Raw genomic sequence first — 17,523 nt, forward strand, 5'->3', positions numbered from 1 at the left:
TCTGGGACGACGGGCTAAACCGTCGCCGGGAGGGTCGAAGTGATTGGCGCGGCCAGTCGCACGAATGTCCAGGAACACCCGCTGCAAGCGGGCAGGCCGTCAGGCCTGGGGGGAAACACAATGCGAAATCCATCCTTGAACACGAGGCTGTTGGCGACATCTGCGCTGGTCGTGCTCGGCCTCTCCGTCGCGGGCGCAGCGGCGGCCCAGACGACAACGACCGCGAACCAAGCCGCCGAGCCGGAGGTCGCCAAGGTCGACGACATCGTCGTCACCGGCACGCTACTGCGCGGCGTGGCCCCCACCGGCACCAATGTGGTCAGTGTCGATCGTCAGGACGTCATCGCCTCCGGTGTGGCGTCGTCAAACGATCTGCTCGCCCGCATCCCCCAAATCTCAAGTGCTTTCAACACAGCCCCTCAACCCGGCGGAACGATCGGTCTTCCGATCAACCGTCCCAATATCCGTAACCTGGGGGCCTCGGGGGGATCGACCACCCTGGTGCTGCTGAACGGCAACCGGCTGGTCGGCGCAGGCATTCTGCAGACATCGCCTGATCCCACCATCATTCCGCCGGGCATGCTGGAGCGCGTCGAGGTCATTCCTGACGGCGGCTCGTCCATCTATGGCTCGGACGCCATCGGCGGCGTGGTCAACTTCATCACCCGCAAGACGTTCGATGGCGTCGAGGCGACGGCTCGTTACGGGGTCGCCGACGGCTACGACCAGTTTGACGTCAATCTGACCGCCGGAAGGATCTGGGACGGCGGTTCGGCCATCATCTCCTATGCCTATGCCGAGCACAGCAATATCGAGGGCGCGGATCGGGACTATTTCACTCAGGATTTGCGCGCCAGGGGCGGCACGGACTTTCGGTCCAAGGCGTGTTCGCCCGGCACGATCACCACCCCGAACCCGTTCTCGCCGCTGTTGCCGGGGGTGGATTATGCGCTGCCAGGGCGCACACCGGGCACGAACCTGTGCGACGAAGCCAAGGCCATCGACTTCTATCCGCAAGAACAGCGCCACAGCCTGTTCGCCAGCGTGTCCCAAGCCCTTAACGAGCGCCTGACGTTCGACGCGACGGCCTATTATTCGCAGCGTGAAACCGACCGTCGCGGCATGTCCGCCGCCGAAGGCACGGGCATCCGGGGTGGCGGTGCGATCACCGTGTTGAACCCCTATTTCCGTCCGATCGGCGCAGAGTTGGGTCATACGGTGACGTTCAACTATTCCGACGCCTGGGGCGCCGCCGCGCCGAAGAACACAAGCCGGTTCACCTCGGCGGGCGTGACGCCGTCGCTGACCTATGAACTGAACGATGACTGGCGTTTGAAGACCTCGTTGAACTGGGGGCGAAGCACCAACGAGGTCCGCACCTGGCAGATCGATACGGCGGCCGAGGCTGCCGCTCTCGCCGGCACGACGACCGCGACGGCGCTGAATCCCTATAATGTCGGCGCAACCGACGCCGCTGTGCTCAACAGGATCATCGACTTCCAGAGCTATGGACACTCGGTTCAGGAAATCCGCGAAGCCCGCGCCGTCGCTGACGGCAAATTGTTCGCCTTGCCTGCCGGCGACGTGAAGCTGGCTGTCGGCGTTGAATACCATGAGGAAATGATAGAGGCGCAACAGGGCAACGGCGCGCCGTCCGCCTTGGCGTTGAACAGATCCTCGACCAAGCGGGACGTGACCTCGGTGTTCGGCGAAGTTCTCGCGCCGGTGTTCGACAGCGCAGCCTTCGGTTCGTTCGATCTGTCGGCCTCGGTGCGCTACGACGCCTACAGCGATGTAGGCGACACGACCAATCCCAAGATCGGCTTCAACTATCGGCCGAACCCCTCCCTGACGGTGCGCGGCAACTGGGGCACCTCTTTCCACGCGCCCAGCCTGGCCGACATGGGCGCCGGTGTGGACTCCCGCGTTCAGGTGATCAGCGTCAGCCCTTGGCTTCCCGCAGGCGCGCCCTTCACCGATCTGTTTCGACCGACCCTGCTTCTGGCGGGCGGCAACGACAATCTGAAGCCCGAGACCGCCGACACCTGGTCGCTGGGCCTCGACTGGCGTCCGAGCGGCGCGCTCGAAGGCGTCACCGCCAGCCTGACCTATTTCAATGTGGCGTTCGAAGACGCGATCGGCCTCGCCCCCTTCCTGCGCGGCGCGCCCTTCTTCGCAGATCCGAGCTACGCCAGGTTCTTCGTCCTGAATCCGACGCTGGCGCAGGCGACGGCCCTGACTGCGGGTCTGGCTGTCGATGGCGCGCCGAGCATCGCCGCTCTCTACAGCGGGTTCCTGACCCCCGCCGTCTTCATCGATGCGCGCCGCAACAACCTGGGCACGCTGGATGTCGATGGCCTGGACTTCAATCTTCAGTACAGCCGTCCGGCCGCGTTCGGGCTGTGGAGCGTCGGTCTGGCGGGCACCTACAATCTCAATCGCGAAAGCCGCGCGATTGCGGGTGCGCCCAAGACCGACGAGTTCGACAATGGCGCCAGCCGCTACTCCCTGGTCGGGACGGCGGGCCTGGTCCACGGACAGTTCATGGGCGAACTAACGGTGAACCATAGCGCGTCCGCCGATGTAACCGGCGTGGTCGGCCAGTCGAAAATCGACAGTTTCACGACCGTCAATCTGTTTGGCGCCTACGACCTGTCGCTGGGCGGCGTGTTCACGGACACTTCGCTGACGCTGAATATCGACAACGTCTTCGACGAAGAGCCGCCCTACTACAACGCTGCGGGCGGCACTGCGAACGGATCGACACTGGGCCGCATGGTCTCGGTCGGGATCCGCAAGACGTTCTGATCCTGAGCCGGGCTGTACTCTCCTGCCCGACTTGCTGACTGGCCGATGCGGATCAGCCTCCGCATCGGCCATTTTTTTTGGTGTCCTGGATGAAATCGCGTTTCTTGATTCCTTGTGTCTTGAGCCGGCTGCTCGTCGGTGTCGCCGTGGCGTGCCTAACCGGGACCTCGGTGGCCGCCTATCCCGACGCCGCGCCGTCTTCGGGGGGCCGTCTAGCGGTGGCCGCTGCGTCGCCCGAGGCGCGCGCGGACGCTCTCATTGCGCGGATGACACTGGAGGAAAAGGTCGGCCAGATCAGCCAGCAGTTCGTGCTGGGCAGCGCTGGGCCTGTCGAGGCGCGCGTGAAAGCCGGTCAGCTGGGGTCACTGTTGTTCGTTCGTGATCCGGAAGTCGTCAACCGGCTTCAGAAGATGGCGGTAGAGGAGACCCGGCTGGGGATACCGCTGCTGTTCGGTTATGACGTCATCCACGGGTTCCGCACCATCTTCCCGACGCCGCTGGCGATGGCGGCGACCTGGGATCCTGATCTGGTCGAACGTTCCCAGAGCGTGGCGGCGCAGGAAGCCCGTGCGGTCGGCATCCACTGGACGTTCGCCCCCATGCTGGATGTCACGCGCGATCCCAGATGGGGCCGCATTGTCGAGGGGCCAGGCGAGGATCCTTATCTGGCATCGGTTCTGGCCCGCGCCCAGGTGCGGGGTTTCCAGGGCGAGACCATCGGCCAGGCCGGTCATCTGCTGGCCGGTCCAAAGCACTTCTTAGGCTATGGCGCGTCCGAAGGCGGGCGTGACTATGATAGCGTCAACCTGTCCGACACCCAGCTCTATAACGTCTATCTGCCGCCCTTCATCGCCGCGATCGAGGCCGGGGCCGTCAATGTCATGAGCGCCTATATGGAGCTGAACGACATCCCGGCGGTGGCCAATGACAGGTTGCTCAACGGCTTGTTGCGCGATGAACTGGGCTTTGACGGCTTCGTCGTCTCGGACGCAAACGCCGTCCGCAGCTTGATCCCGCAGCATTTCGCCACGGACGCCGCTGACGCCGCCGCGCGCTCAATCCGCGCCGGCAATGACATGGAAATGGCGCTGGGCGCGGGTGCCTTCGGCAATCTGGTCGGCGCTGTCCGGGATGGTCGGCTAGAAGAGGCCGTCGTGAACCGGGCGGTGCGCCGGGTGCTGATCGCCAAGTTCAAGATGGGCCTGTTCGAAGATCCGTACGTCGACGTTTCGAAGACGGAGGCCATACTCGAAGCGCCGGATCACCGCGTGCTGGCGCGCCAGGCGGCGGAACAGGCGATGGTTTTGCTTCAGAACAAGGACGGGGTCCTGCCGCTGGAACGCGGCGCACACCAGCGGGTCGCCGTGATTGGTCCCCTGGCGGATTCGCCTATCGATACCGTCGGGCCATGGTCATTTGCCGACAAACCCGAGGACACAATCACTGTCTTCAAGGGCCTGAAGGCCAAGCTGGAAGGCGTGGCTCAGGTCGAAACGGCGCCCGGAATCCAGTTGCGTCGCGGCACCGCCTCCATGTTCTCGGCCATGCGACCGATGCCGCCTCGCTGGGATACGGCAAGGGTCGAGGCGGAATACGCCCGTGCTCTGGAACTGGCCCAACGTTCCGACCTGATCATCCTTACGGTCGGCGAAGACTACTATATGAGCGGCGAACAAGCTTCGCGCCTGTCGTTGTCCCTACCGGGCGAGCAGCAAAAGCTGATCGATGCTGTCACGGCCCTGGGCAAGCCTGTGATCCTGGTCATGATCAACGGCCGTCCGCTGGATATTCGTCAAGCGTCGACGCAGGTGCCGGCCATCCTGGAAGCCTGGCATCCGGGATCGGAGGGCGGGGCGGCGGTCGCCAATGTCCTGTTGGGCGACGTGAACCCCGGCGGAAAGCTGCCAATCACCTGGCCGCGCGATGTCGGTCAGATTCCGCTCTATTATGCGCACAACACGACAAAGGATTCGGCAGGGGCGGCGACCCGCTACTGGGATGGTGCGGCGGGACCGCTCTATCCGTTCGGCTATGGCCTGAGCTACACGGACTTTTCGTTCTCCGACATCGTTGTGGACCGACCTGCCATCGACCGTGACGGTACGGTCACCGTTTCCGTCGTCGTCGCCAACACCGGGGCACGTGCAGGCGACGAGACGGCGCAGCTCTACATCCACCAGCGCGCAGGACGTGCGACGCGGCCTGTACGTGAACTGAAGGGCTTTCAACGTGTCACCCTGGCCCCCGGCGAACGTCGCACACTGACATTCACCCTGGGCGAGGCGGAGTTGAGATACTGGAGCGGCGCCGAGCGTAAATGGGTGATTGATCCAGGCCTGTTCGACATCTGGATCGGCGGCGATTCCCAAGCCGCTTTACACGCCACCTTTGAGTTGCGTTGATCGGTCCCGGTCTCGGTCCCGGTCAGGCCATTCAACGCGTTCGGCCGAAGCTCGCTACGGCGGGCGCTCGACAGCACTGTCAGGTTAAACGGCATTGGCCGAACCTTGCCCAGCCAGACGAAATCTCAGGCGACAGCGACCGCCCAAGTCGCATCCGCCCCGGCGCGAAAACGGCGGAGAGTTGGTCGGCTGACGAGATGTCTTTGGGTGTAGAAGGTGTTGTAGATCGCGGCGTGAGTGGTGAGGAAGCGCTGGGCTGAAGCCTGGGATTTGAAGACCTGCTGCTGCCGCTCTCGTCGGCGGATCGGGAGGTGAGAGTTCTCAGCCCGATTGTTTTCTCGCAGTCGCCGGGTGAATGTAGGTGACGCATGCCAAGGTGGTCCAGTGCCGCTGGATACGACCCGAGACCGTCGGTCACGATCCTTTCCGGGTCCACGAGCTGATTTCGGAGCAATCGCTTCAACAACTTCAGGGCGGCTTCTGTGTCTCGCCGGCGCTGGACAACGAGGTCCAACACCTCGCCTTCGTCATCGACGGCGCGCCACAGGTACATGCGCTTTCCCCCGATCGAGCAGACGACCTCGTCGATATGCCAACGGGGTGAAGCTGAGGGCAAAGCGTCTTCAGCCGCCGTGCGATCTGCGACCCAAACTTGATCGTCCAGCAGCGGATGGTCTCATAGCTGACGTCAATCACCCGCGCGGCCATCAGCTCTTCGACGTCGCGAAAGCTGAGGCTGAAGCGAAAGTAGAGCCACACGGCCTGCCGGATCATCGCCGCGGGGAAGCGATGGCGCTTAAACGAGAGTGGCTTCACGAAATGCAATCTCCGATCAGACCCTTAGGCGGCCCTGAAGTGGAGACAAGTTAGCGTTAGACTGACAGCACCGCAGACGCAGCCTTGGCAAGCTTGCTTTGCTCTGCCGGTCCGACGGCAACTTGAAGCCCACGTCGAAGAGGACCTAGCGGCCGTAATCGCTGAAACGCCGGTGCGATGACGTCCGCTCCCCGCCCCTAGCTGACATCGACTGCGACCGGTTTCCGGCATGTAGGCCAACGTCCTCTTTCGGCGGTGAAGCCCAAAACTGAAATGACCCATGGCGGACGTCGGAGAGGTCGGCTTGTCGGACACATGCTGCGCCGCGCCTGTGCATTAACGCTTAAACAGAGTTCGAAACAAACTTGGTCGAGGCGTCTTCTGAGGGGGCTTCGGCTGTTCGTACCGCTGGGGAGGAACCCCGAAGAGACAGTTGCCGTAATACTCGCCTTCGCGAAGCCCTGGATTAGCTTGGAAGTTGATGTATGGCTGTTGACAGTGTGGGCACCGGAGCGGGTTCATGTACCGAAAGCGCGTCCCGTCGGGGGCTTCCGGTAAGTTCGCCTCCAGTTTTGCTAAGGCGGCGTCATCGGGCTTACCCATGGCCGGCGGCGCTCCCGGCACCCATTCGTTGATGATCAACGTGTATGCCCCTGAGCCAGAATACATGTAGCCCATGCTGCTGAAGCCTGCATGAAACGACTGTACGTGAAACGACTGGGCGCAGCTATCACACTCGCAGGACAGCCGAACCGAACCGGGCGTTACCGTGCCACTGAAATGCATCCCCCGTCGGAATAGCCCCTGCCCCACCAGATCATTCGGGTCGCCTTTAGAGCCGGGAAGGAAGAACGGTTGAAAACGAATACCATGACCCTTGCCGGTCAGTAGCTCATCGGGATCGTAAGCTTCTTTTCCGGTTACGGCGCAATCAGCTTGGCAGGCGAGACCGTCATGAACTCGAACGGATATGTGAGCCCAACCCGATAACTCAGCCATCGAGTGAACATGGCGCTTTCCCTCTGCGTCCACGAACTCGATGATTGCGCCGGGCTGAATGGGCCGCGATGACTTGATTTCGCAAGGCTGTTCGCCAGCATCGACATGGCCGATTTCATCGTCGTTCAAAAGTACGGTGAGCAGTCTCATGCGGCGAGGTTAGAGCTAAGCAGTGGCAGGTCAATGTCCGCTTCCCACCCCAAATGGCGGTTCGGGAGGTCTGCTTTGCGGATGGCTCACGCTCGAACACACCGACTCCCCGATAGCGGACGTTCCGAACGTCTCGGATGAGTCACGAAGCGACATTGAGGTCTCCTCAGTCGGCAATGTCTGAGTTTGACTCATAGCTGACCTTCGAAAAGTCGGCTTGCGGACGATGCTCTGCTCGGTCGAGAGGCCCGAGGCTTTAGAAGAAGATGTCCTTCTTCAATTGTTCGTAGACTGCCATGCCCGGCTTTATGCGCGGGACCAGCGTGCTCCTAGCAAAAGACTGTTGGTCATTCCCCCAGCCAGTAAGCCTTAGGTGCTGCTTTGCGAACGTATACACGTCCCCGGCGGCAGATTTGACGTCGTCGGGCGGATTGGTCTCCCATCTCCTGTTTCCGGCCTGAAACTGGAACCTCGTCGGCGCACTAAGCCTTCCATGTCGGCGAGCTTGAGGGGACGCGCGTGAAGGTTGAGACGATGCGATCATGATCACGGGACAGATATGGACGCCTTATTGTGGCGTTGCGCCTGATTTCGGCGAATGGCGCTGGAACTTGGATCCGGTGTTGTTGATGGTCTTGGCCGTCGCCACAGGCCTGATCGCGCTGCGCCTTGAAGGGCGACGACGCGCCTTTGGTCTGACGGCGATGGCTGTGCTGACGGTGGGGTTTGTTTCGCCCTTGTGCGCGTTGAGTTCGGCGCTGTTTTCGGCGCGGACTGTGCATCACGTCTTGCTGGTGGGTGCGGCCGCGCCTCTGTTGGCCGGCGCCCTGCCGGTTCGGCGATATGGATCGCTGGTGCTGGCGACGGCGGTTCAGGCGGTCGTCTTCTGGGCCTGGCACGCGCCGGGGGCCTATGCCGCCGCCCTGTCCAATGACCTGGTTTATTGGGTGATGCAGATCAGCCTGTTGGTCAGCGCGGTCTGGTTCTGGGCAGCAGCGCGAACGGCCACGGCACCGGCGGCGGTCGTGGCGCTGTTAGCGGCCATGCTCGCGATGGGCTTGCTGGGCGCGGTGCTGACGTTTGCGGGTCAGGCCGTCTATGCGCCGCATGCCTATACCACCCTTGCCTGGGGCATGACGCCGCTGGAGGACCAGCAGGCGGCCGGGCTGATCATGTGGGCGCCGGCGGCGGCGCTCTATCTGTTCGCGGCGCTGTGGCGGCTTGGTCGGATGATCGGGCCTGATGTCGAGGCGCGGACGGCGTGATCGAGAAGCTTTTCAGGCAACTGCTCGAATGGGCGGCGGGGCACCATGACGAGGGGCGGTACTCGCCCGTCGGCATCGGGTTTCACTGGGTTATGGCGGGCCTGGTGATCTTCCAGCTCGGCTGGGGCTGGTGGATGGGCCGTCAACCGGTCGGCGGGGCGATGATGGCTGCCTATGATCTGCATTTCGCGGTCGGGGTGCTGATGCTGATTCTGGTGACCGGGCGGCTGTCGTGGCGGTTGTTGGCGCCCAATCTGATCAATGATGCGGACAAGCCGGGGTGGGAGAGCATGGCCGCGCATGTGACCCACTACGTCTTCTACATCTGCCTGTTCGGCTTGCCTTTGTCCGGTTGGGCGATGATTTCGGCGACGGATCGGACGCGGCAGCTAGATACCCTGGGCTTCATCAAATGGCCGCTGCTACCGCTTCAGGATTTGTCGAACACCCAGCTATGGGCGATCGAGGCGGCGGCGGAATGGATGCACTGGGGCCTGGTCGTGACCCTGCTGCTGATGATCCCGATCCACGCGGGCGCGGCGCTTAAGCACCATCTGATCGATAGGGACGACGTGTTTCACGCGATGCTGCCGGTCGTGCCGCTGCGTCAACGGAAGCGGACCCGGTGGCAGCGGCGCTGGCGGGCGCTGGAGAAGCGGGTTGCGTCGACAGCCAGGACGCTATTGCGCGGGCTTCTGGGTCCGAAAGCGATTTGACGGCGGCGGCCATGACCCCGCGCGGATCGTTGCGGCGCTTGCCTGACTTCCAGCGATCGATCTGTTCCAGGATATAGGCGGCGGATTGACCCGCGATCTGGGGGTTGCCGCCCTGACCCGATCCTTGACCGTCCACACCATGGCAAGAGGCGCAGGCGACGATGCCCCGCGAGGCGTCGCCATTCAGATAGATCGCCGGCGCGGGGGAAGCGGCCGGCGACGGCTTTTGTGGAAGGGGCAGGGACGCATAGTAGGCCGCGACTTCGCGCCGACCCTTCTGGTCCAGCGCCTTGGCGATACGGGTCATGGCGTCGTCGGGGCGCAGGCCTGAGGCGTAGTCTTCCATCTGTTTCTGCAGATAGCCGGCGTCCAGGCTCGCCAGCCGGGGCGCCGCCACTCCGTCTCCGCCGCCGTCCAGTCCATGGCAGGTGAAACAGGCGTTGGCCGCTCCGCCGGCCCCGCCGCTCATGGCGATCACCTGGCCATTAGCTGTGAAGGCGCGATCCGTCTGACCTGGCGTGGAGTCGCAGGCCGCCAGGCCGGTCAGCAGAAGTAGGGCGGAAAGGGGCGCGCGCACGGCGATGCAACACCTGCTTATGGCGGAGGTTCCGCAGGGCGTCGTGACCGAGCTCAATGTCGCAGTTGGGAACCTCCGTCCGGCAAGCGGATTGGTCAGGCGAAGCTTTGGGGGGCGGATGGGTTTTCGGACGACGGGCGAGGCGATGGGGCGGCGGGCGACGATCAGCGCGCTGGCGCTCGCCCTGTGCGCCTGCGTGGACAAGGCCGACCTGCCGCGGCCGGTGGTCCAAGCCGATCCGGCCGCCGGACTGGCGGTGATCGAAGAGGTCGGTTGCGCCGCCTGTCACAAGATTCCCGGCGTCGCCTGGCCCCAGGGACGGTCGGGCTCGAACCTTGCCGGTTTCGGCGCGCGGCCCCTGATCGCCGGACGCCTCCCGAACCAGCCCGATGTCCTGATCCGCTGGTTGATCGACGCCCCGTCGATGGACCCCGGAACCGCCATGCCGCCCATGCCCCTGACGCAAGACCAAGCCCGCGATGTCGCGGCCTATCTGTATACGCTCGATGAAGACTGAAGCCCCTCCCGGAATCGCCGGCTGGCCCCCGCCCGTGCTCGATCCGGCCGGCCCCTTCGCCGGGCCGATCCAGACCGTGGCCTGGGTGCTGTTCGTCATGGCTGCGGTGGTCATGGTGGTGGTGCTGGTCGCGCTGGGCATCGCCCTGTTCGGGCCGCGCAAGTGGAAGCGGCGGGTCGGGGGTGAGCGGCTGATCTGGATCGCCGGCCTGGTCTTTCCAGTGGTCGTGCTGACGGGCCTGTTGATCTACGGGCTGACGACGACGGCGCGGGTGGCTGATGCGCCCAAGCCGGGCGAGATGCGCGTGCGGGTCACGGGCGAGATGTGGTGGTGGCGCGTCGCCTATCTGGACGGCCAGGGTCGCGAGATCGTCCAGGACGCCAACGAGGTGCACATCCCAGCCGGTCAGCCCGTGGTGTTCGAGCTGGAAAGCGCAGACGTTATCCACAGCTTCTGGGTGCCGCGCCTGGGCGGAAAGACCGACATGATCCCCGGTCGCCGCAACTTCATGCGGCTGCAGGCCGATGCGCCTGGAACTTACGGCGGACAGTGCGCCGAATATTGCGGCGGGCCGCACGCCCTGATGGGGCTGGTGGTCGTGGCCCATGCGCCGGACGACTACGCCGCCTGGCTTGAGCGACAGTCGCGGCCGGCCGCCGCCGTGCCGTCGGCCCAGGGACCGCTGACGCTGATCGACCAAGGGCGCAACGTCTTCGCCGCCTCGGGCTGCGCCGCCTGCCACACCATTCGCGGCACCGAGGCGAACGGCCTGGCCGGCCCGGACCTGACACATGTCGGATCGCGTCAGACGCTGGGCGCCGGCATCCTGCCGAACAATCAGGGGACGATGGCCGGCTGGATTTCGGACAGCCAGAGCCTGAAGCCCGGCAACCGGATGCCTTCCTATGCCGTCCTGTCGGGCCAGGACGTGCGCGCCGTCGCCGCCTATCTGGAAAGCCTGAAATGAGTTCGGAAACCGGGTTCGATCCCGAACTCTACAAACGCTTCCCCACGACCGAGCCCCGGCCCGAGGGCGAGTTGGAGCAGCTCGAAGAAGTCTGGTGCGGCCCGCGTCGTCCGTGGGAGTGGATCACCGCGATCAACAACAACTACATCGGCGTCTATTACGTCGGCGCGGCCATGCTGTTCTTCGTGCTGGCGGGGGTGCTGGCCCTGCTGATGCGGACCCAACTGGCCCTGCCGATGACGGGCTTCCTGGCGCAGGAGACCTACAACCAGATCTTCACCATGCACGGCACGGTGATGATGTTCCTGTTCGCCGTCCCGGCGGTCGAGGCGCTGGGGGTGCTGCTGTTGCCCCAGATGCTGGGCGCGCGCGACCTGCCATTCCCGAGGCTGAGCGCCTACGCCTTCTGGGCCTATCTGGTCGGGGGGCTGTGCTTCTTCGCCTCGCTGTTCTTCGGTCTGGCGCCCAACGGCGGTTGGTTCATGTATCCGCCACTGACCTCGACCACCTATTCGCCGGGGATCAACGCCGATTTCTGGCTGCTGGGCATCGGCTTTATCGAGATTTCGGCCATCGCCGGCGCCATCGAGATCATCGTCGGGGTGCTGAAGACCCGCGCGCCGGGCATGACGCTGGACAAGCTGCCGATCTTCGCCTGGGCCATGCTGATCTTCGCCTGCATGATCATCATCGCCTTCCCGTCGATCATCCTGTCGACCCTGCTGCTGGAGCTGGAACGCGCCCTGGGCTGGCCCTTCTTCGATGCGGCCAAGGGGGGCGACCCCATGCTGTGGCAGCATCTGTTCTGGTTCTTCGGCCATCCGGAAGTCTACATCATCTTCCTGCCGGCGGCGGGGGCGATGTCGACCCTGATTCCGGCCGTCGCCCAGACCAAGCTGGTCGGTTATCGGCTGGTGGTCCTGGCCATGCTGGCGACGGGCTTCATCAGCTTCGGCGTCTGGGCGCACCACATGTTCACCACGGGCATGCCGCAGATCTCGATCAACTATTTCAGCGCCGCCTCGATGGCCGTCAGCGTACCGGCGGGGGTGCAGGTCTTCGCCTGGATCGCCACCCTGGCGGCGGGAAGGATGCGGTTCAACACGCCCGGCCTGTTCGCGGTCGGGGGGCTGGTGATCTTCGTCATGGGCGGGCTGACCGGGGTGATGGTCGCCATGGTGCCGTTCGACTGGCAGGCCCACGACAGCTATTTCATTGTCGCCCACCTGCACTACGTCCTGATCGGCGGGATGGTCTTCCCCCTGTTCGCCGCCATCTACTACTGGACCCCGATGTCCAGCAGCCGACCGCTGAGCGAGCGGTGGGGCAAGTGGATCTTCTGGTTGATGTTCGTCGGCCACAACGTGACCTTCATGCCCATGCACCTGACCGGCCTGATGGGCATGCCGCGCCGGGTGTATACCTATCTGCCGGATCGGGGCTGGGACCTGCCCAACATGATCTCGACCGTCGGCTCCTTCATGTTCGGCGTGGCGGTCCTGCTGTGGGTCGTCGACATGATCCGCAACTTCCGTCCCTTCGGAAACAAGGACGCGGGCAATGTCTTCGGCGGGCCGGGGCTGGAGTGGCTGCCCTCCGGACGCTATTCGCTGCGCTCTGTCCCGGTGATCAAGAGCCTGTATCCCGTCTGGGACCAGCCCGAGCTGGCGCGCGATGTCGAGGCCGGGCGCTACTTCCTGCCAGGCGCGCCGCGCGGCGAGCGCGAGACGATGATCACCAGTCCGATCAACGCCGAGCCGCAATATCTGCAACGCATGCCTCGGCCGTCCAGCTGGTATGTCTGGGGCGCGATCTTCACGGCCGGTTTCTTCCTGATCCTGACGATCCAGGCCTATCTGGTGTCGGTCATCAGCGGCGTTCTGGCCATCTACTGCATTCTCAAATGGTGCTGGGGACTGGATCGGCCCAGCGGCCCGGCGACGGTGGATGTGGGCGGCGGCGTGCGGTTGCCGACCTATGTCTCCGGCCCCAGCAGTCATGGCTGGTGGGCCATGGTCATCACCCTGATCGTGTCGGGCATGGTCGCGATCATGGCCTGTTTCTCCTACGTCTTCCTGTGGAGCCGGCGGCCGGATCTGTGGCAGGCGCCGCCGGAGATCGGCTCGCTGCCGCTGACGCTGGGCCTGCTCGCTGCCGCCGGGATCGGCGCATGGGCTTCGCAAGGCGCGCTGAAGCTGGGTCGGCCGCGCAGCGCCGGCATCGCCGCGGTTCTGATGCTGGTCGCAACCTTGGCGGCGGGCGGCGCCTTTGCGGCGGAGGCCTCGGCCTGGTGGAACTGGGGCCTGCGTCCCGACGCGTCCAGCCAGGGCGCGACCGTCTATGCACTATTGGCCTGGCAGGGGACGTTCGTCGGTATCTCGCTTTTGATGGGGCCGTTCGTCCTGCTGCGTTGGTTGTGCGGACTGGTGTCGCCCCGTCATCCGGCGACCTTTGAAGTGGTCGCCCTGTTCGTGGCCTTCACGGCGGTTCAGGGAGCGGCGACGACCCTGCTGATCCGCCTGTTCCCCGGCGTGGGCGCATGAGGTTCTGGCTGCTGATGCTGGGCGGCCTGCTGATCTGGGCCGCCCATTTCCTGGGCCTGTATCTGCTGTCGAGCACCAGCGACGTGGCGCGTGACGACGCCGGGGCGTGGAACGGGGCGGGGCTGGGCTTCAGCCTGATCTGCCTGATCGCCATCGCCGGTCTGTGCTGGCGTTGCATCGTCTGGCTGCGAACGAAGCCCACGGACGAAACTCGCGCCTTCGGCCTCCGGCTAGGGGTAGCCGGTGGTCTGCTGGGGGGGATCGGCGTCGTGTTCCAGACCTTGATGTTGCTCACGCCGGCTTGAGGGTCAGTTGGGTCAATGAGCGCTGTCACGCTAACGGCGGTGAGCGGCAACTTCCCCAGCCCGACGAAATATTATGCGACGACGACAACCCACGCCGCGTCGGCTCGGGCGCGACAGCGTCGGAGCGTAGATCTGCTGATGAGATGTCTCCACGTGTAGAAGGTATTTTAGATCGCCGCGTGGGTGGTCAGAAAGCGCTGAGCTGAGGCTTGGGTCTTAAACAGCGGCTGCTGTCGCTCTCGTCGTCGGATCGGCAGATGAGAGTTCTCCGCTTCCAACAAGCAGAGGGCCACAGGCGCATTGAGCCTTAGCCATGGTCAGCCTGCCCGATCCTTGCAGGTTCGTTCTGTCATTCCTTGAGATAATTTTAGGGCTGTCGCGGGTTGGCGGCAGACCGTCGTGCAAGACGTTCATCTTTGGCATGAATTGAATACGCGACGACATCAGTCTTGTTGGAACCCGTCAGGATCAAGGCCTGCAGAATCGAGCATACAGGGCGATCACGAGATAGCAGACCACCGGGATGACGAGCGCGATTCGCAGCGTCGAGATGTCCGCAACGAAGCCGGTGAGCGGCGGGATGATCGCCCCGCCGACGATGGCCATGCATATAATCCCGGAGCCTTCGGCCGCCCGCTTGCCCAGATCGGCGGAGGCCAGGGTGAATATGGTCGGGAACATCACGGCGTTGACCAGGCCGACGGCGAGTAGCGCATAGCCGGACAGGGCGCCGGTCGTGAACACCGACAGCGCGATCAACAGAACCGCGCCGAGTGCGACGCTCGCCAGGACTTTCCACGGGGCGATAAACCGCATGACCCAGGCGCCGAAGAACCGGCCGATGAGGGCGCCGCCCCAATAGAGGGCTAGACGCTCGCCAGCACCTTGGGCTGGGAGCGCCAGGGTGTCGGCCTGCATCAGGTAGTTAGTCATCAGGCTAGCGACGGCGACCTCGGCGCCGACGTAGACGAAGATACCAAGAGCGCCAAAAGCGAAGCGTGGTCGCCTCAGCAGGTTGAAGGCGCTGAGGAAGCCGATGGTCGGCGCCCGTCCCTCGATAAGCCGGTTGCGATTGAGCCAGACCACGCCTGCGACGACGGCCAGGGCCACGGCGATGCCAATATAGGCGTTGGTGATGACGGCGGACTCCACGGCGCGGTAGGCGGTCAAGGCTGGTCCGCTCAGGTCAGACGCGCTCACCGTCGCCAGCGATCCTAGGATGAAAGTGGCCCCGACCCACGGGAAGATAGTGGTGCCGAGCGAATTGAAGGCCTGGGCGAAGGTCAGGCGGCTTGGCGCCGTCCGCGGCTCTCCCAGCATGGAGATCAGAGGATTGGCCACGACCTGGACCAGCGTCACCCCAGAGGCGAGCACAAACAGGGCGCCGAGGAAGGCCGCGAAAAGCCCGGACCCCGCCGCCGGAATGAACAGCAGACAGCCAGCCATCATGATCACCAGGCCGACGACGGCCCCGCGCATATAGCCAACCTTCTGGACGAGGGCGGCGGCGGGCAGGGAGACAATGAAATAGGCGGCGAAGAAGGCCGTCTGGATCAGCATTGCCTGGAAATAGTTGAGCTCAAACAGTTCCTTCAGCTTGGGCACCAGCACGTCATTGAGACTGGTGATGCCGCCGAAGATGAAGAACAGGCCGAAGACGAACCACTGCAGATAGCCGACGTTCCCCCTCGGGCGGCTGGCCGAGGGGATGGTGTCATTGCCGGGCGTGGCGATCATGGGGCTCTCCAGTCAGATGCAGGCGACCTGTGGGGCAAAACATGGTTTCAGGGCGCCATCGGCGCCGCTTCGGACAGGGCGTTCGGGTAGCGGTCCAGCAGAGCGCGGGTGACCCCGTTCGTCCAGCCAAAACCGTCCTGCAGCGGATATTCCCCTCCGCCGCCCGGACGTTGTTCCTCGACGTCGTATTTCTCGAGCATCTTGCCGGTCTCGCGGTAGACACAGTCAACCGTTCCGAGCCAGCGCGTGGCGATGGTCTGGGCCGTGGCGCGATGCCGGTAATCGTCGAGCCCCGAAATCGCGACCCACTGGAGCGGCGCCCAGCCATTGGGGGCGTCCCATTGCTGGCCGGTGTTGAGGGCGGTCGCGCGCAAGCCGCCGGGGGCGATCAGGACGGCCTCGGCCTGGCGCGCCGTTGCACCGGCCTGGTCGCGGCTCGCCCAGCCCGTGAACAGGGGATAGAGGCCCGCTGCCGAGACGCTCGACGTCATCCGGCCGGTCCGGCGATCCCAATCTCCGAAGCGGCGTTCCGAAGCGCTCCAAAGGTAGCGGTTCATGGCGCGTTTGCGGGCTCCCGCGCGGCGATCGAAGTCGCGCACGCAGGCGCGCTCGGCCAGCGCCCGGCAGTGAGCGGCGATGGTCCGCTCCAGGGTCCACAGCAGGCTGTTCAGGTCGATCGGCACGATCTCGGTCGTGTGGAGGGTGGCGAGGTTCTGCGGGTCGTCGAACCAGCGTGAGCTGAAATCCCAGCCGCTCTCGGCGCCTGAGCGCAGGTCGCGATAAACCTGCGCGGCGGGCCGCCCCTCAGCCTCGCGGGCCGTGGCGACGTCCTCGGCCCAGCTTTCGTCACGAGGCGTGTCGCGGGCGTCCCAGTAGCGGTTGAGCAGGGCTCCGTCCGGCATCCGCACGACGTGGTCGCACGCGCCGGTCGCCTCGACGCAGTCGGCGCCCTTCATCCAGAAAGCGTATTCACCCTGCAGGGCCATCAGCTGGGCCCGGCGGCTTTCAGCGTCCTTTCGGTTGGACAGTCCGACCATGAGGGCGAAGAAGGGCGGTTGCGACCGGCTCAGATAATAGGTTCGCGCGCCGTTCGGGATGTGGCCGTGGGCGGCGATCAGGGCCTCGAAGTTCTCCAGCATGGACTCGATGAGCGGCTGCTGGCCGTCGGCTTTCAGGCCCAGCATGGTGAAATAGCTGTCCCAATAATAGATTTCGCGGAAGCGGCCGCCGGGAACGACATAGGGCGCCGGCATGGCCAGGGCCGAGGAGCCCGGCTCGGGCGTCAACGCCGGCCTGGTGAGAATGGGCCAAAGAGCGGCGATGTGCGCCTTCATAACCAGGCCTTGCGGCACGGGCGGCGTGTCCGGCGCGGGCGTGTCTCCGGGGATGACGAAGCGGGCCTCGACGAAGGCCTTCAGCGCCGTGGCGTCGGTCGGCGGCGAAGCGGCGTAATCGGCCATGATCCGGTCGACAGGCATGCGGGGCACGGCGTCGACGAAGGTCTTCCCGTCCGGGAAAATCCTCTGCGACTGAACCGCCTCGAACAGCGGACCGTAGAGATCGGCCGGGGTCTGATCGGGTGCACGCGCCGCAAGACTTGAGGCGGCCAGGGCGACCAGCAGCAGGCGTCCAAATGGGGGTTTCGCGAAACGCATCGTCGAGATCTCCAATTTGCGGGCAAGAACGCCAGGTTTCTGAACGGAAAAGACGCCCTCCGTTCG

The 17,523-nt window shown here is 64.5% G+C and carries 11 protein-coding genes and 3 pseudogenes; 8 read left to right on the forward strand and 6 right to left on the reverse strand.

All coding sequences use genetic code 11. The features are described from left to right. Positions 1-150 precede the first annotated feature (150 nt). Positions 151-2,808, forward strand: coding sequence for a TonB-dependent receptor domain-containing protein (locus CHRYSEO8AT_RS11535; RefSeq protein ID WP_236547520.1), 2,658 nt, complete (start codon positions 151-153; stop codon positions 2,806-2,808). 119 nt (positions 2,809-2,927) lie between these two features. Continuing rightward, a complete protein-coding gene (gene bglX, locus CHRYSEO8AT_RS11540) occupies positions 2,928-5,210 on the forward strand; it encodes a beta-glucosidase BglX (RefSeq protein WP_236547521.1) in 2,283 nt (760 codons plus the stop codon). Between the two features lie 125 nt (positions 5,211-5,335). On the opposite strand, the pseudogene CHRYSEO8AT_RS11545 reads toward bglX, so the two are convergent. Both CHRYSEO8AT_RS11545 and CHRYSEO8AT_RS11550 read right to left on the reverse strand, forming a co-directional pair. After that, a pseudogene (locus CHRYSEO8AT_RS11545) lies at positions 5,336-6,026 on the reverse strand (IS6 family transposase). 336 nt (positions 6,027-6,362) lie between these two features. After that, complete coding sequence (locus CHRYSEO8AT_RS11550) at positions 6,363-7,175, reverse strand: hypothetical protein (protein ID WP_201304422.1); 813 nt, start codon at positions 7,173-7,175, stop codon at positions 6,363-6,365. A gap of 542 nt (positions 7,176-7,717) precedes the next feature. On the opposite strand from CHRYSEO8AT_RS11550, the gene CHRYSEO8AT_RS11555 reads away from it, so the two are divergent. Together CHRYSEO8AT_RS11555 and CHRYSEO8AT_RS16155 are read left to right on the forward strand one after the other, a co-directional pair. Then, positions 7,718-8,440 carry a cytochrome c oxidase assembly protein gene (locus tag CHRYSEO8AT_RS11555; protein WP_236547522.1) on the forward strand — a complete coding sequence of 241 codons (723 nt, stop codon included), beginning with the start codon at positions 7,718-7,720 and terminating at the stop codon, positions 8,438-8,440. After that, a complete protein-coding gene (locus tag CHRYSEO8AT_RS16155) occupies positions 8,437-9,156 on the forward strand; it encodes a cytochrome b (RefSeq protein WP_159850140.1) in 720 nt (239 codons plus the stop codon). Before CHRYSEO8AT_RS11555 ends, CHRYSEO8AT_RS16155 begins: the two co-directional genes overlap by 4 nt. Before the next feature lie 7 nt (positions 9,157-9,163). Here CHRYSEO8AT_RS16155 and CHRYSEO8AT_RS16295 read toward each other — a convergent pair. Next, a pseudogene (locus CHRYSEO8AT_RS16295) lies at positions 9,164-9,625 on the reverse strand (cytochrome c); the annotation flags it as partial. A 226-nt stretch (positions 9,626-9,851) separates the two neighbouring features. Between CHRYSEO8AT_RS16295 and CHRYSEO8AT_RS11565 the strand changes: the two are divergent. The 4 genes from CHRYSEO8AT_RS11565 to CHRYSEO8AT_RS11580 are packed head-to-tail and all read left to right on the forward strand — an operon-like array spanning position 9,852 to position 14,065. Beyond that, positions 9,852-10,250, forward strand: coding sequence for a cytochrome c family protein (locus tag CHRYSEO8AT_RS11565; protein ID WP_159850144.1), 399 nt, complete (start codon positions 9,852-9,854; stop codon positions 10,248-10,250). Beyond that, positions 10,240-11,217, forward strand: coding sequence for a cytochrome c oxidase subunit II (coxB, locus tag CHRYSEO8AT_RS11570; RefSeq protein WP_159850146.1), 978 nt, complete (start codon positions 10,240-10,242; stop codon positions 11,215-11,217). Before CHRYSEO8AT_RS11565 ends, coxB begins: the two co-directional genes overlap by 11 nt. Further along, positions 11,214-13,760 carry a cytochrome c oxidase subunit I gene (ctaD, locus tag CHRYSEO8AT_RS11575; RefSeq protein ID WP_159850148.1) on the forward strand — a complete coding sequence of 849 codons (2,547 nt, stop codon included), beginning with the start codon at positions 11,214-11,216 and terminating at the stop codon, positions 13,758-13,760. The genes coxB and ctaD overlap by 4 nt, the downstream gene beginning before the upstream one ends. Next, complete coding sequence (locus tag CHRYSEO8AT_RS11580) at positions 13,757-14,065, forward strand: hypothetical protein (protein ID WP_159850150.1); 309 nt, start codon at positions 13,757-13,759, stop codon at positions 14,063-14,065. The genes ctaD and CHRYSEO8AT_RS11580 overlap by 4 nt, the downstream gene beginning before the upstream one ends. A 71-nt stretch (positions 14,066-14,136) precedes the next feature. Here CHRYSEO8AT_RS11580 and CHRYSEO8AT_RS16300 read toward each other — a convergent pair. From CHRYSEO8AT_RS16300 to treF, 3 genes and pseudogenes are all read right to left on the reverse strand, one after another. Further along, positions 14,137-14,337: pseudogene (locus CHRYSEO8AT_RS16300) on the reverse strand (IS6 family transposase); the annotation flags it as partial. 196 nt (positions 14,338-14,533) lie between these two features. Further along, positions 14,534-15,802, reverse strand: a complete 1,269-nt coding sequence (locus CHRYSEO8AT_RS11585; RefSeq protein WP_159850152.1) for a sugar MFS transporter — start codon at positions 15,800-15,802, stop codon at positions 14,534-14,536. 47 nt (positions 15,803-15,849) lie between these two features. Further along, the gene (gene treF / locus CHRYSEO8AT_RS11590) at positions 15,850-17,457 is read right to left on the reverse strand and encodes an alpha,alpha-trehalase TreF (protein ID WP_159850154.1); all 1,608 of its coding nucleotides are present in this window, start codon (positions 17,455-17,457) and stop codon (positions 15,850-15,852) included. Positions 17,458-17,523: the final 66 nt, after the last annotated feature.

Source organism: Brevundimonas sp. G8 (assembly GCF_902506205.1).
Taxonomy (GTDB): Bacteria; Pseudomonadota; Alphaproteobacteria; order Caulobacterales; family Caulobacteraceae; genus Brevundimonas.